Annotated in this window: 13 protein-coding genes; 4 read left to right on the forward strand and 9 right to left on the reverse strand. The window is 60.4% G+C overall.

Going from position 1 to position 13,382, the window contains the following annotated elements; translation table 11 throughout:
• Positions 1-82: 82 nt before the first annotated feature.
• The 3 genes from AC1DKV_RS15955 to AC1DKV_RS15965 all read left to right on the forward strand — a co-directional run bounded on the left by AC1DKV_RS15955 (position 83) and on the right by AC1DKV_RS15965 (position 3,118).
• A complete protein-coding gene (locus tag AC1DKV_RS15955; RefSeq protein WP_441620394.1) occupies positions 83-1,009 on the forward strand; it encodes an amidohydrolase family protein in 927 nt (308 codons plus the stop codon).
• A gap of 112 nt (positions 1,010-1,121) precedes the next feature.
• Entirely contained in the window at positions 1,122-1,775 is a 654-nt protein-coding gene (locus tag AC1DKV_RS15960; RefSeq protein ID WP_441620396.1) for a maleate cis-trans isomerase family protein, read from the forward strand.
• 362 nt (positions 1,776-2,137) lie between these two features.
• Positions 2,138-3,118, forward strand: a complete 981-nt coding sequence (locus AC1DKV_RS15965; protein ID WP_441620398.1) for a Bug family tripartite tricarboxylate transporter substrate binding protein — start codon at positions 2,138-2,140, stop codon at positions 3,116-3,118.
• A 704-nt stretch (positions 3,119-3,822) separates the two neighbouring features.
• On the opposite strand, the gene AC1DKV_RS15970 is transcribed toward AC1DKV_RS15965, so the two are convergent.
• The 9 genes from AC1DKV_RS15970 to AC1DKV_RS16010 all read right to left on the reverse strand — a co-directional run bounded on the left by AC1DKV_RS15970 (position 3,823) and on the right by AC1DKV_RS16010 (position 12,564).
• Complete coding sequence (locus tag AC1DKV_RS15970; RefSeq protein ID WP_441620400.1) at positions 3,823-4,071, reverse strand: thiamine pyrophosphate-dependent enzyme; 249 nt, start codon at positions 4,069-4,071, stop codon at positions 3,823-3,825.
• Positions 4,071-4,574, reverse strand: a complete 504-nt coding sequence (locus AC1DKV_RS15975) for a hypothetical protein (RefSeq protein WP_441620402.1) — start codon at positions 4,572-4,574, stop codon at positions 4,071-4,073. Before AC1DKV_RS15975 ends, AC1DKV_RS15970 begins: the two co-directional genes overlap by 1 nt.
• A 297-nt stretch (positions 4,575-4,871) precedes the next feature.
• A complete protein-coding gene (locus AC1DKV_RS15980) occupies positions 4,872-5,357 on the reverse strand; it encodes a thiamine pyrophosphate-binding protein (RefSeq protein WP_441620403.1) in 486 nt (161 codons plus the stop codon).
• Between the two features lie 73 nt (positions 5,358-5,430).
• Positions 5,431-6,189 (reverse strand): class II aldolase/adducin family protein, encoded by a 759-nt coding sequence (locus tag AC1DKV_RS15985; RefSeq protein ID WP_441620405.1) that lies wholly within the window; start codon positions 6,187-6,189, stop codon positions 5,431-5,433.
• 19 nt (positions 6,190-6,208) lie between these two features.
• Positions 6,209-7,264 carry a Bug family tripartite tricarboxylate transporter substrate binding protein gene (locus AC1DKV_RS15990; protein WP_441643468.1) on the reverse strand — a complete coding sequence of 352 codons (1,056 nt, stop codon included), beginning with the start codon at positions 7,262-7,264 and terminating at the stop codon, positions 6,209-6,211.
• Between the two features lie 516 nt (positions 7,265-7,780).
• On the reverse strand, positions 7,781-7,933 hold the full coding sequence (locus AC1DKV_RS15995) for a hypothetical protein (protein WP_441620409.1): 153 nt from the start codon (positions 7,931-7,933) through the stop codon (positions 7,781-7,783).
• 202 nt (positions 7,934-8,135) lie between these two features.
• A complete protein-coding gene (locus AC1DKV_RS16000; protein WP_441620411.1) occupies positions 8,136-9,485 on the reverse strand; it encodes a phosphoribosyltransferase family protein in 1,350 nt (449 codons plus the stop codon).
• Positions 9,486-9,618: 133 nt separating this feature from the next.
• The gene (gene mgtA / locus AC1DKV_RS16005; protein WP_441620413.1) at positions 9,619-12,201 is read right to left on the reverse strand and encodes a magnesium-translocating P-type ATPase; all 2,583 of its coding nucleotides are present in this window, start codon (positions 12,199-12,201) and stop codon (positions 9,619-9,621) included.
• 111 nt (positions 12,202-12,312) lie between these two features.
• Positions 12,313-12,564 carry a hypothetical protein gene (locus tag AC1DKV_RS16010; RefSeq protein ID WP_441620414.1) on the reverse strand — a complete coding sequence of 84 codons (252 nt, stop codon included), beginning with the start codon at positions 12,562-12,564 and terminating at the stop codon, positions 12,313-12,315.
• 476 nt (positions 12,565-13,040) lie between these two features.
• Between AC1DKV_RS16010 and AC1DKV_RS16015 the strand changes: the two genes are divergently transcribed.
• Entirely contained in the window at positions 13,041-13,376 is a 336-nt protein-coding gene (locus tag AC1DKV_RS16015) for an ElaB/YgaM/YqjD family protein (RefSeq protein ID WP_441620416.1), read from the forward strand.
• Positions 13,377-13,382 lie beyond the last annotated feature (6 nt).

Below are 13,382 nucleotides of genomic sequence, written 5' to 3' on the forward strand. Positions count from 1 at the left end.
ACGCCGCTCCGGCCTGACCGGGCTATTCCGTAGCCCCGGAGGCGGTCAGTGCGGGAAAGTATTCTTAAGGAGACTAAAGATCATGCAACAGGTATATGACGCGGCAGATTCCCTAGACATTCCTTTCAGCCCGAGGCCGGAGAAAATTAGCGCGCCTTCGGTCAATGTCCCCGTCAATGCTACCGATTGCCACTTTCATATCTTCGGGCCGCGGCAGCGTTATCCGCTTTCCCTAGGAAGAATGTACAACCCGGAAGAGGCATCAGTCGAATCGTATCGGCAGATGGCAGATACGGTGGGCATAGGACGCATGGTGATCGTTCAGGCTAGTCCCTACGGGATGGATAACCGGTGCCTTCTGGATTCTATTGCTTTGCTGGGTGAGGAAAGGACGCGGGGTATCGCGGTCATCGACCCCGCCATCACGGACGAAGAGCTGGAGCGGATGCACGAGGCGGGAGTACGTGGGATACGTTTCAATGCAATTTCAGGCGGAACGCCGCTTGAACATTTGGATGTGTTGGCTGCGCGTATTGAGCGATTTGGCTGGCATATCCAGCTTTGGGTAAAGGGCGAGCGGATTCCGTCGCTGGAATCGCGTCTGCTGGATCTGCCCGTGCACGTTGCGATCGACCACATGGGCCAAGTCTCCCCGGCGAAGGGGCTAGCCCATCCGGAATTCCTTAGCCTGCTTCGTTTGCTTCGCTCAGGGCGGGCGTGGATCAAGTTGTCCGGATATCGCGCGTCGGCCCAAGAATTCCCTCATGGCGATATGCTCGATCCGATCCGCGCGATCATCGCGGCCGCTCCTGAACGCTGCGTCTGGGGAAGCGACTGGCCGCACCCTTTGCTGGAGCATCGCAAGATGCCTGATGCTGGAAAGCTGGTGGATTTGCTTGCGGCGTGGGCCGGTGATACTGCAATGTTTGAGAAGATTCTCGTAAGCAATCCGGCCAATCTGTATGGCTTCCCCAGTCAGGTGAGTCTGGGAGGACAAAATGAGTCATGAAGCGCACCCCACTGTTACCAGACGAGGAAAGGCCGCTCGCCCTGGACTACCGGATTCGTCAGTCCGAATAGGATTGATCCTGCCGAGCGTGAACACGGTGGCGGAGCCGTGGATGCACGAGGCGACTCCTGCCGGGACAACCATACACACGGCCAGAATGTTGATGCCGGATGCGTTGACTCCGGCGACGATCGAGCGAATGGACTGCGAAGACGGTCCGCGGGCGCTGGCCCAAATCATGACGTGCAGGCCAGCGGTTGTTGGCTACGCCTGCGCATCCAGCAGTATCGTGCAGGGCCCGGAGTACGACCGTCATCTGCAGGGCGATCTTGAACGGCAGGCGATGCGGCCCTGCACCACGGCGATGGGGGCAATTGCCAGTGCACTGCGCGCTTGTGGAATCCGCAGCTTGTCCCTTGTGTCACCGTATGGTCAAGAGATTGCCGCCGCGGAGCATGTCTACCTTGAGGCGCTAGGATTCCATATTGTTGACGAGGTGCATCTCGGCATCAACTCCGCTTTCGATTTGGCGACGCCATCGGCAGACGAGATCTTCGAAGCGGCAAGCGAGACTTTCAACGCGCGCGCGGATGGCCTTCTGCTTAGCTGCATCAATTTCCCGGCGCATGCTGTCATTCACAGGCTGGAGAAAGCAACGGGAAAGCCTGTGGTGACAGCCAATCAGGCGTTGCTCTGGAAGCTGCTGCGGCTTGCCGGGATTGAGGCGCCAATCCATGGTTTGGGTAGGCTGTCCGAACTGGCGTAGGCTCTCAATTCCTCGCATAGGGGAAGACTGATTCTAGTCACCGCAATCGCAAGGGTCGCAGCAATGGCTCGGGCGAGATTTCGGCACAACGCTTCATCCTGTTGGGTCTAGCCAATCTGGTGCTGGGGAAAAGTCGATTGTGGGCGTCTGTCTGCGGGGAGCTGCCCGTCTTGAGCGCGTAAAGCGTGAAATGGCGGAGGAATCGCGCTCAGCCTGCCGTCAGGACACCAGGAGGGCGGAAATGTCCGCAGCGAGAGTCTTCGATCAACTATTAACTAACGATTCGATTACTTTCGGAAGAATCCCAGCGCCATTTTGACCCATTACAACGGGAATTATTCTATTCGTTAAGGAGACAATTCATGCTACACACTCGCCGCTCATTTTTGAGATTGGGAGTGGCGATCGGCACTGGCGCCCTTGCTCTGCACGCACACGCGAAAGAGCTTTTCCCATCTAAGCCCGTCACCTTGGTCGTGCCATTTTCGCCAGGCGGGAATCTCGATCTTGTCACGCGATCGCTAGGAACCCCTCTCGGGAAATTGCTGGGGCAGACAATCGTGGTTGTCAACAATTCTGGAGGATCCGGGTCAATAGGTGCAAGTCTCGTTGCCCGGGCAAAACCCGATGGCTACACATTGCTGAGTGCGACACCTGCGCAGGTGGCTACGGTGCCGCAGTTGCTCAAGACCCCCTACAAGCTCTCGGACTTTACTTCGATCGGAGTCGTCAGCAGGACCGCAATCGTATTGGTGGTGCGAAGGAGTGACACTCGATTTAAGAACTTCGAAGAGTTCTTAGCGTATGCCCGCGCACACCCAGGAAAACTAAATGTGGGACATGCCGGCGCCGGCTCTCCTAATCATCTCGCCGGGCTGCAATTCGAAAGTGCTGCAAACGTCCATCTAGGTTTTGTGGGTTACAAGGGCATGGGTCCCGCGCTAATCGACCTCATCTCTGGTCAGATCGATGTGATATTTGATCAAATAAGCAGTTCGCTGCAGCATTTGAAGTCGGGTAATCTCAAAGCGCTTGTGGTTTGTGGTCCGTCGCCAGCAGCGGCGATGCCCTCGATCCCAACTTTGAAGCAAGTCGGCGTGCCAGAATTTGATGCCAGCACCTATATCGGCATTCTGGCTCCCAAGCAGACACCCCCCGACGTGGTGGCAATCCTGAGCAAGGCTGTGGAGAAAGTTGTATCGGACCCGCAATTCGCGGCGATGTTGCTTGAAATGGGAAGTGGCGCGTATTACGGCAACGGCCAGCGCTTCGATCAGATCCTGAAGGCCGAGGAAGAAGTCGCCGCTGCCTTGATCAAGCAGGGAAAACTCACGGCTGAGTAGCCCCCAGCTAACGCACGACACCGTCCCGAACGCCGCACAAACGCCGCTAGGCTCTGCATTTCCCTCCCAGAATGGATGGCTAAGCATGTGGCGGCGTCGCCGCCAACGGCGCCGGCAAGCCACGATGTGCTGGCATAAGAAGCCTCGCGGTTTCCCCAACAGGGGCTCGGGTGCTCGGCCACATAGCGAGGAGTATGAAAGTCGATCTCAGCGCCATGGGTTGGCAGTCGTCTCTTCAGACGGTAGAGTCGACGCGGTGGCGATAGGTTCAGGTCGTCTGTTGCAACCCTTTCGTCCGGCGATGCCCAAGTAACCTCACCATGGTTCCGTTTTCATACGCCGCTCATCGAACCCGTCGTGCGGATTTCCCGCAATGCGCTCTCCGGACAAGGCATCACCCCTTCGACCACGGCAAGCTACAGCCAAGGACCCGACAGACGAACGGGACCGAAGTGCCCATAGACTACGAGGGTGGAGTTCCCACCCCTACCACGCATGACCTTGTACTTGTTGCGTAACCACAGGCGCAACCGCGCAGCAGTATAGCTATGGAGCGGCTGATACGCGCCGGAACGCCGTCTCGGCCAAGCGGAAGAAGCTACTATTCTGATAGCCTTCCTCGCATCGGAGGCGGCGAGCCATGTAACCGGTACCGATAATCTCGACAGTGATGTCTCTGCAGTGGTGTAAGCTCCGTACGTCGTTCACTTCTTACTGGCGAAGCCATCGTCCACGATGATCTCAAGCAGCGACGGGCCGCCGGAGTTTACAGCGGCAAGAAGCTCCGCTTCAATTGCCGACGGGTCTGAGATACGCTTGGCGTGGACTCCCAAGCCCGTCGCGACACGCACGAAATCGATCGGCGGATCCGTCATGTCCATCGCCACGAAGTGGTCCATACCCCGGAGAGCTTGCGGCCGCTCCTTGACAATACGATAGCTCCGGTTGTTCACTACGACGAAAGGCCGCCGCTGGCAAGGCCATAGTAGCTTCGTGAATCATTGGACTTGAGAACCGAAGCCAACGCGGGTGCTGACGTCAGAGCTTCCTCAACAAGGATCGCGTTCTGCGGCAAGACTTCGCTAATCTGGAGCATCAGATAGTCTTGATGGATCGGCACCTGATCGGCCAGCCTTCGGAGGGCCTCGGCTTTTCGTGCTCGCTTCACGCTCCAGTTCATCGAGGCCAACTGCGCGTTGCGCTCCTTTGCTTGATCGATGTAGGCTTGGTTGCTTCCCGCACGCAACCCATCAAGCAGAGCTCTCAAAGTCTCCTTGACGTCCGCACAGACCGCGATATCAGTCGCATAGTTTTTCCCCAACTCCCACTGACGCTCGGAAAGGTGGATGACCGGAAGGCTTTCGGGCAATGGCTCGATCGCGCCATATGGAGACATGCGGAGCAGATCAGCTCGGAGGCATATCAAGAGGTCGTACTCCGACAACGTGGCCCTCACCAGCTCCTGCTTCCGGATACACCAACATGGTTCGGATGCTCTGCGGGGAACCTAGTGTTGTAGGGCACAGGTTCCTGATAAACCGCGGCCCCGATAAATTCGGCGAACTCCTCCGCCTCCTCAAATGCTTCTCAGTCGGACAACTCCTTGCCCGCCAGTATCACCGGACGCCGCGCCGTCAGAATGCGCAAGGCTAACCTCCCCGCCAACGCATCAGATGGACGGGTGCCGAGTTCGACACGAGAGACGGCTCCCATATCGAGCTCCGCCTCTTCGTCGAGGATACTGCCGGGCAAGCTAGTGAAGACAGGGCCCGTTGGGGGGCGCTAGCGCGATCTTCGCTGCTCGATGGACGATTCTGGGTAGGTCTTCGGCCCGTTGGACCTCGACCGCCCACTTCACCAGCGGCTGGGCGATCGGAACCAAGGGCTTGTAGAGTAGAGGCTCTGTGAGTCCATATCCAATCTCATATTGTCCGGCGGTAACAATGATTGGCGAGCCTGAGAATTTGGCGTTGTACAACGCGCCCATCGCGTGCCCCAAACCCGGGGTGCAATGAAGGTTGCATGCGGTAAGTCTTCCCGACGCGCGCGCATATCCGTCGGCCATACCCAAGACAACAGACTCCTGCAATCCCAGCACATACCTCAGATCCGGGAAGCTCGGTACTGCCTCCATGATTGCCAATTCGGTCGTGCCGGGATTGCCGAATAAGTGTGTCACACCTTCATTCAATAGGAGTTGGAGGAAGGCGCTGCGTCCGTTCGTGTACTGCTTGGGCATGACGTAGATTAGATGAAAAATGCCAATGGACGTTTGCTTGCCGCGTCGGGCAAGTCCAAGCGCCAGACCCAAACTACAGCTTGTAGCTCGGATCCTTGCGGTCCACTAGACGAAGCATCGCGGCCCACTCCATCTCGCCGTAAGGCCTGCGCGTTGTCGGCCGATAGAGATGATGCGTTTTCTCGATCACTTCCTGGGGCGGGTAATACAATTCGCTGTTGCAACCCTGGGCGTCGACCTGAGCCTTGCACGCCATCTCCAACCAGTAAATGGTGTTGAAGGTCTGAGCGATAGTTGGTCCCACGGCAAGCAGACCATGATTCCTGAGCACCATGGCATCCCGATCGCCTAAATCGGCAACCAACCGCTCACGCTCGCTCAAATCCAAGGCGACGCTCTCATAGTCGTGGTATGCAATCTTCGCGAATCGCATCGCAGTCTGAGTCAGCGGAAGTAGTCCGCACTTTAGGCTGGAGATCGCCATGCCCGCGCGTGTGTGCGTGTGCAGAACACATTGAACATCCTGGCGCGCCTTGTGCACAGCGCTATGGATAACGTAACCAGCTTGGTTGATCCCATAGTCAGGATTGGCATTGCGGATCACATTCCCTTGGATATCGATTTTGATCAGGTTGGACGCGGTGATCTCATCGTACATATACCCATATGCATTGATGAGTAGATGGTCGTCGGGACCGGGAATTCTGGCAGTGATATGGTTGTAGACCAGGTCACTCATTCCAAAGTGCGACACTAGCCGATAACATGCGGCAAGCTGAACGCGTGTTTCCCATTCATGCTCACTCATCTCGGAGCTACTCATTTTTCCCATTTCGCTCTGGCTCCTTCCTTCACTCAGCCTTAACATCAAAATCACGCACAATCTTTCCCCAAGAGTCGTACTCACTCTTCATGAATGCCCCGAACTCAGTTGGTGAAGACGTGGTGCGAACTTCGGCTCCTAGCTGAGTCAGCTTCGTTCTGGTCTCTGGTTCTTGCAGGATGATGTTCACCTCCTTCGCCAGTTTTTTCCGGATATCGGCCGACACACCGGCCGGCGTAATGAGCCCAAGCCAAGCCCCCATATCGAAGCCCGGGAACCCTTGTTCAGCCGCAGTCAGCACGCCCGGCAAAATCTCTGTGCGCTTAGGCGTACTCACTGCAAGCGCCTTGAGCTTGCCGCTCTTCACCATAGCCAGTTCCGAAACCAAAGTATCGAACGTGCATGCGACCTGCCCGCCGAGGATGTCGGTCTGCGCCTGGCTGCTTCCCTTGTACGGAACGTGAACCATCTTCACGCCCGCCTTCGACATAAGGACCGACATCACGAGATGACTGGTGGTTCCTACCCCTGTTGTCGCGTAACTCAGGGTATTGGGGGCTTTCCTTGCCGCGTCCAAAAACTGCTTTAGATCCTTTGCGGAGTTCTCTTTGCTGACAACGAACAGATACGGCAGCCACGTAAGTAGACCGATTGGGGCGAAGTCCTTCTGTGCGTCGTATGTCAGCTTGCTGTATAGATGGGGATTGATTGCCTGAGGCGCAGACGCACCGATCAGCAGCGTGTAGCCGTCAGCCTTCGCCCGTGCGCCGATACCCGCGCCGATGCTCCCGCCGGCGCCTGGGCGATTGTCCACGATGAACTGTTGACCAAGCCGCTTCGAAAGACGCTCGGCCATTACTCGGGCGACGGTATCCGTCGCGGTTCCCGGTGGAAAACCGACCACAATCGTCACTGGCTTGCTCGGGTAGACATCTTGTGCGATCGCCAAAACCGAAGCCGAACCAAGGACAACCGCCAGAATGGTCGCAATCGATACAAAGGTGCGGCGACGCATCAACAGGGGTCTGCTGTCTGAATCAAGCGCTTCCTCGGTGTGCGGGATGTGAAAGGTGCTGACTAGCATAAAGTCTCCAGTGCTGTCTTCTTATTCGCTCGCGCGTTAGCCTGGGCACCCAAGCTGCGCACGAACGAGGAGCGTCAATGGCTCCTGCGCACAAGTTCTCATATGCTGACGCTGCCGGCAACGGCACTTCGCATATAGCAGATAGTCTATTTCGGCATGGCCGGGGCGCCTTGGCATTTGGACGTTTATCGAAAGTCAATTGTTGCGAAATGGACTTCGCCGCGGCTCCACCAGTATCTCCACGTGGCGACGAGTTCTACAGCCCAGGGCGAGCCGCAGGCATGAAGCGCTCCTTCGGCGTGAAGGTAGTCCTCTTGTCACAATCACCGCGAGTGCTTGCCGCTGGCAACACAAAGCGAATCATCCTGGTGACGTCCATCGTTAGCCTTGACCACGGCCACTTGACCAAAATACAAGGTGCGCACGAGTCCCGTGTCAAAGATGGGCCGGACTCTGGAATCAGCGCTCCAGGTATGCCGGAGTTCTCGGCGGCGATTGTCAGGCGGAGCGATAACTTCAAGAAGCTGGTGCCGGCCAAGAAATCGCGTTAAGACGCTCACTTAGGGTGTATAAAACCGGACGGCGGAAGCGCTGCTCCTCAAAGGTCATATACGGTGTCGCGCCATCGGGATCGCGTTTTTTCCACTCTTGCTTATTGGACTTGTTCATGGCGTTCCTTCCTGATTCCCTCAGCGCTGACTCCGCAACAGTTTGAAATCCTGATCAAAAGCATAGTCAAGAAAGCATTGCTTGCTGGCGCCCACAAGCAAACTGCTGCCTGCCCAGTCTATTGCGCCGGTATGGTGATAAGCGCCAGCCCCTCCTTGCCCCCGTATCCACCAACGTAAAAAAAGCACAACCCCGGGCATGCCTACACGACAACGATCCGCCCATCGGCAAGCAATTGCGAGAACCAGCTTCCTGTCAGCGCTGCCAGTTCTTCAATCGCTGCGGGTTCCTCGAATACCCTGCCCTCGCCCGCCACCAGCCGCAATTGCCGGGGACAGCGAAGCCTGCCGAACACCAGGTCATTGATCCGAATGCCCTCCGGATCGCTGGCGCCCACCACGAGAAGCGTAGGTATGGTCACCTTGCCCAAGATTTCGGCATCGGCCAGGTCCACGCGTCCCGCGGCAAGGACCAGCGTGCGTAAATCCGTCCCCTCCTCCGCCGCCACGCTCAATGCGGCGGCCGCAGCGGTGCCGGTGCCAAAGCAGCCGAGCGGGAGCGCCGGCAAACGCAGCCGCGCGTGCACGTAGCCTGGCACCGCCTGTATTACCCCGCGCAGCCTGCCGGACAGCATGGCGATGTCCCGGCGCTTCTCCATCCGCATCACCTCTCGTGGCCCGATCAGGTCCACCAGTAGCGTGGCCAGCCCCCTGCCGCGCAGTTTCCTCGCCACATACTGGTTGCGCACGGCATGGTCGTCGATGCCGTTGGCATGTACCATCAGCACCAATCCCACAGGACTGGCGGGGGCGTCGAGCACGCCGTGCAGCCTGATGCCGTCGCACGGGATGCCTACCGGCACAGCGGCCGCCAGGGTTTTCGTTCCGATGGCCTCGGCATTGTGCGGTTCGATATCGCGCCAGAGCAGTGCGCGGACTACTCCGTCGTCCACCTCCGGAAAGCACTGGTAGGCATGGTGGACATCGTGATCTGGCCCGGCGGTGCGCAGGCACACCACCTCATCGGCGCTGGCGCGAACCGCCGCCAGCCCCTGGAGGGTGCCCACGGGAACCGCGCAAACCAGCCTGGCTGGCTGCTGCCTGCGTACCGCGTGGATCGCCGCCATCATGGTGGCGCCGGTGCAGAGTCCGTCGTCCACCAGGATCACGACGCGGCCATGCGGGTCAGGCCGTGCGCGATGCGATGTGTAGATTGCACATTGCTGCCGCAGCAGATCGAGTTTTGTCAGCCGTTCCCGCGCAAAATGCATGGGATCGGGCTGCCCGCCTACCGGGTTCTCCACGCGGTAGGTCCAGCCGTTCTCGGTCACCGCGCCGATCGCGGCGATGCCGTTGGCGGGGCCGGCCAGCTTGCTGACCAGTGCCACATCGAGTTGCCCCTCCAGCGCGTCGGCGAGTCCGCGACCGACGGGTACGCCGCCCTTCGGAATGGCAAGGATCAAGGGATGCTGGCCCCGATATTCGGAGAGTGCCGCGGCTAGCTGCGCTGCGGCTTCCTCCCGCCCCGCAAAGCGGGCAAGTGGCGAATTCATCGATTTGCCTCCCATCCTTCGTGCGGCGGCTGCGCGCTGCGAGCTAGTTCCCGCTTGCGCTCAGAATAGGCCGTAGGCGAAGCCAGTCCTTGTGCTATATCAAGGGTTGGGCCACGGATCCCCGGATAGCGCCTCAGTCAATCGAAAAACGCCGGATCAGCCATCCGCGCAGCGCATAGGTCAGGCAGCAATAGCCGAGGATGATCGGCGGCAGGAATAGCCAGAGCGTGCCCGGCGGGGATAGCAGGCCCAGCGGCGCCGCCAGCGGCGAGTACGGCAGCCAGATGCCGATCAGGCAGATCGTCAATGTGGTGGCAATCAGCGTGGTGCTGCCGCGGCTTTGCACAAAGGGAATGTTCCGCGTGCGAATCACGTGGACGATCAGGGTCTGCGACAGCAGCGACTCCAGGAACCAGCCGGTCTGGAACAGGTGCTGCTGCGCGGGCGTGCTGGCGCCCAGTACCCAGTAGAGCGTCGCAAAGGTGACGTAGTCGAACAGCGAGCTGATTGGGCCGATGCACAGGATATAGCGGCCGAGCTTGCCGATCTCCCAGCGGCGCGGCCGGCCGACGGCATCGTCGTCCACGTTGTCGGTCGGCAGCGCAGTCTGCGAAAAATCGTAGAGCAGGTTGTTGGTCAACACCTGGATCGGCGCCATCGGCAGGAACGGCAGCCAGGCACTCGCGCCGAGCACGCTGAACATATTGCCGAAGTTGGAGCTAGCACCCATGCGCAGGTACTTGAGCAGGTTGGCAAAGACCTTGCGACCTTCGATCACGCCGTCATGCAGGACCAACAGGCTCTTTTCCAGCAGGATGATGCTGGCAGACTCCTTGGCGATATCGGCGCCGCTGTCCACCGAGATGCCCACGTCGGCCGTCTTTAAGGCAGGCCCGTCGTTGATGCCATCGCCCAGTACGCCCACCACCCGTCCGCGCGCCCGCAGGGCCTTGACGATGGCCGCCTTGTGCGCCGGCGCCAGCTTGGCGAAGAGCTGCGTGCGCTCCGCGAGTTCCCCCAGCGCTTGCGACGAGAGCCCGTCGATGTCCGCGCCGAGTACGGCCCGATCCACGTCGAGGCCGACTTCCCGGCATATCTTGCGCGCGATCACCGGGCTGTCGCCGGTCAGCACCTTGACCTCGATGCCGCTGTCGCGCAGGGCGGCCAGCGCCGGTGCCGCGCTATCCTTGGGCGGGTCGATGAACGCGATATAGCCAAGCAGGATCAGCGCGGATTCGTCGGCCACCGAATACGGCTGCGTGTCCGGCGCCGGCGGCAAAAGTTTGTAGGCGATCGCGATCACCCTGAAGCCATCTTCGTTGAGTGCGTTGCAGACCGTCATCAGCGAGTGGCGATGCGAGTCATCAAGCGCCATGGCCTGCCCTCCGAGTTCGGCGCTGGCGCATGCGGCATAGACTTCCTCCACCGCACCCTTGCAGACCAGAAGCCTGCCCTGCGGCCCGTCCACCACAACCGACATGCGGCGCCGCTCAAAATCGAACGGCACTTCGTCTATCTTGCAGTAGCCGCCCTCCTGCCGCAGCGTTTCGCCCACCTCGTCATGCAGGAGCACCGCCTTGTCCAGCAGGTTGTGCAAGCCGGACTGGTGGTAGCTGTTCAAGTAGGCGAATTCCAGCACACGCGCGGTCTCATGCCCCGCCAGATCCACATGCTTCTTCAGGATGATGCGGTCCTGCGTCAGAGTGCCTGTCTTGTCGGTGCACAGCACATCCATGGCGCCCAGGTTCTGGATGGCGCTGAGGTGTTTCACGATCACCTTGCGGCGCGACATGGCAAGCGCTCCCTTTGCCAGGTTCACGGTCACCAGCATCGGCAGCATCTCGGGGGTCAGCCCCACGGCGACGGCCACCGCGAACAGCAGCGCCTCCAGCCAGTTTCCCTTGGTCAGCCCGTTGATCAGGAACACCAGCGGCGCAAGGATCACGATCAGGCCGATCATCAGGCGTGCAAAACGCTGCAGGCCTTGCTCGAACACGGTGCCGGACGTCTCTTCCTCAAGCGAGCGGGCGATGCCGCCGAACACGGCGCGCGGCCCGGTCAGCACCACCACGATGGTCGCGCTGCCGCTGACCACGGCCGTGCCCATCAGCACCATATTCTCCAGCGTGCCAGGTCCGTCGCCGCTAGCGCTCTCCAGCGCGAACTTTTCCACGGGCAGCGATTCTCCGGTGAGGGCCGACTGGTTGACGAACAGGTCCTTGGAAGTCAGCAGCCGGGCATCGGCCGGAACGAGGTCACCTGCCGACAGGTGAACGATGTCGCCCGGCACCAGCGCGCCGATCGGCAGTTCGCTGGTGATGGGCAATGCCCCTGGCTCCGACCGGCGCTGCGTGGTGGCGGTGGTATGCACTATGGCGCGCAACGCCGCAGCAGCGCGTCCGGAGCGGCGCTCCTGCACCGTGGCCAAGCCAACGCTAAGCATCACCATCACGGCAATTACCGCGGCGGCGTCGTAGTCGTGGATAGCTGAGGATACCGCTGCCAGGGTCAGCAGCATCACATTGAGCGGATTGAGCAAACGGCGCAGCAGGTCCAGCACCGCCGGGCGCGGGCGCTCGTGATCCACCAGGTTGGGGCCGACGTTTTGCAGGCGCGCGATGGCCTCGGCGCCTGTCAGCCCCTCCGGGCTGGTATCCAGTTGCTGCAGCAGGGTCGCCGGCGGAATGCCGGCGGCCCGCAGCAGCGCGTCCGGCACGCCGCCGGAGCCTGTCCGTCGGCGCGGTACCTGCCGCGCCTTGCGCCGATGCAGGAGGCTGGCACCGTAGCCGGCCCACCGTTTCGCCCAGGTACTGGATCGCCCGGCCAATCATGATGGCGGCCTTGCCTGTGCTTGCGCAGCACTGGCGTCCCAACTCCCGCCCAGCGCCAAGAACAAGGCCGCGGTGCCCTGCAGCCGCCGGGTCCTCGCCTGCAGGTAGCCGATCTCGGCCTGGTGGTACTGCGCGTCCGCCACCAGCACTTGAAGGTAACCGGCGGTGCCGGCCTGGACGTCGGCCTGCAACTCCTGCAGCACGTTCACCAGCAACTGGTAAGCGAGGTTGGGAATGCCAGGCACCATGGTCTTGCAAGTACGATGTCGCGATCCGTTACGATGCCCATCGCGCGCTGGCCGCCTCCGAATGGCTCTGTCACCATCAGCGCACCGACATGGCGGTCGTGCCTCTGCCCCGCGGTGTGCACTTATGCGGGAGATGAACGGCGGACAGCGGGCAACTCTCTTCGATCCTCATCATGCTTCTCCTGGCCTGACCTTGATACGGGCCGATCAAGTCGCCCATGGAGTACATCGGCGATGGCCAGGGGTCGCCAAGGCACGCCGGTGCCGTGCATTCAGTCTAGTGTCGGGCGCTCGGCGGCCATTGATGCAGATCAATCACGCCTGTGGCGCGGAGCGTCCTTCCGGACTTGACGCCGGTCAACCGACGCGCCGGAGCCCTGCCTATAGTTGGAGATACCATTCCGCCATCCCCCATGGCGGATCCGACACGCCTCATCCCACCGCATTCACTTCGTTGAACCAGCCAGGAGACCGCCGTGAACGACCTCAGATCCGCCCTGTCCGCGCACCGTGCCACGCTACAGCGCGATATCAATGTCCTGTTGTCAGATGTGCAGGCATTGCTGCGCGACGCCGCCGCCTTGACCGGCGAGCAAGCCGGTCAAGCCCGCGAGCAGTTCAAGACACGGCTGGAGACATTGCAACTGCGGCTACGCGAGTTGCAGGCGCAGGGCCGCGAGCAGGTACGGGATTGGGCAGATTCCGGCGAGGAGTATGTACAGGCACACCCATGGCGCGCGCTTGGCACGACCGCAGCCATTGCCGCCGCCTGCGGGGCGCTTCTCGCCATCGCGCTCACCCGCCGCGATTGATCTTGA

Source organism: Cupriavidus sp. 05T41, assembly GCF_056396525.1.

What these genes read in the sequence shown, in the direction of transcription:
- AC1DKV_RS15965 (WP_441620398.1), top strand. Translation starts at nt 2,138, where the DNA reads ATGCTACACACTCGCCGCTCATTTTTGAGATTGGGAGTGGCGATCGGC.
- AC1DKV_RS15960 (WP_441620396.1), top strand. Translation starts at nt 1,122, where the DNA reads ATGCACGAGGCGACTCCTGCCGGGACAACCATACACACGGCCAGAATG.
- AC1DKV_RS16000 (WP_441620411.1), bottom strand. Translation starts at nt 9,485, where the DNA reads ATGAATTCGCCACTTGCCCGCTTTGCGGGGCGGGAGGAAGCCGCAGCG.
- AC1DKV_RS15990 (WP_441643468.1), bottom strand. Translation starts at nt 7,264, where the DNA reads ATGCTAGTCAGCACCTTTCACATCCCGCACACCGAGGAAGCGCTTGAT.
- AC1DKV_RS15995 (WP_441620409.1), bottom strand. Translation starts at nt 7,933, where the DNA reads ATGAACAAGTCCAATAAGCAAGAGTGGAAAAAACGCGATCCCGATGGC.
- AC1DKV_RS15985 (WP_441620405.1), bottom strand. Translation starts at nt 6,189, where the DNA reads ATGGGAAAAATGAGTAGCTCCGAGATGAGTGAGCATGAATGGGAAACA.
- AC1DKV_RS15955 (WP_441620394.1), top strand. Translation starts at nt 83, where the DNA reads ATGCAACAGGTATATGACGCGGCAGATTCCCTAGACATTCCTTTCAGC.
- AC1DKV_RS16010 (WP_441620414.1), bottom strand. Translation starts at nt 12,564, where the DNA reads ATGGTGCCTGGCATTCCCAACCTCGCTTACCAGTTGCTGGTGAACGTG.
- AC1DKV_RS15980 (WP_441620403.1), bottom strand. Translation starts at nt 5,357, where the DNA reads ATGCCCAAGCAGTACACGAACGGACGCAGCGCCTTCCTCCAACTCCTA.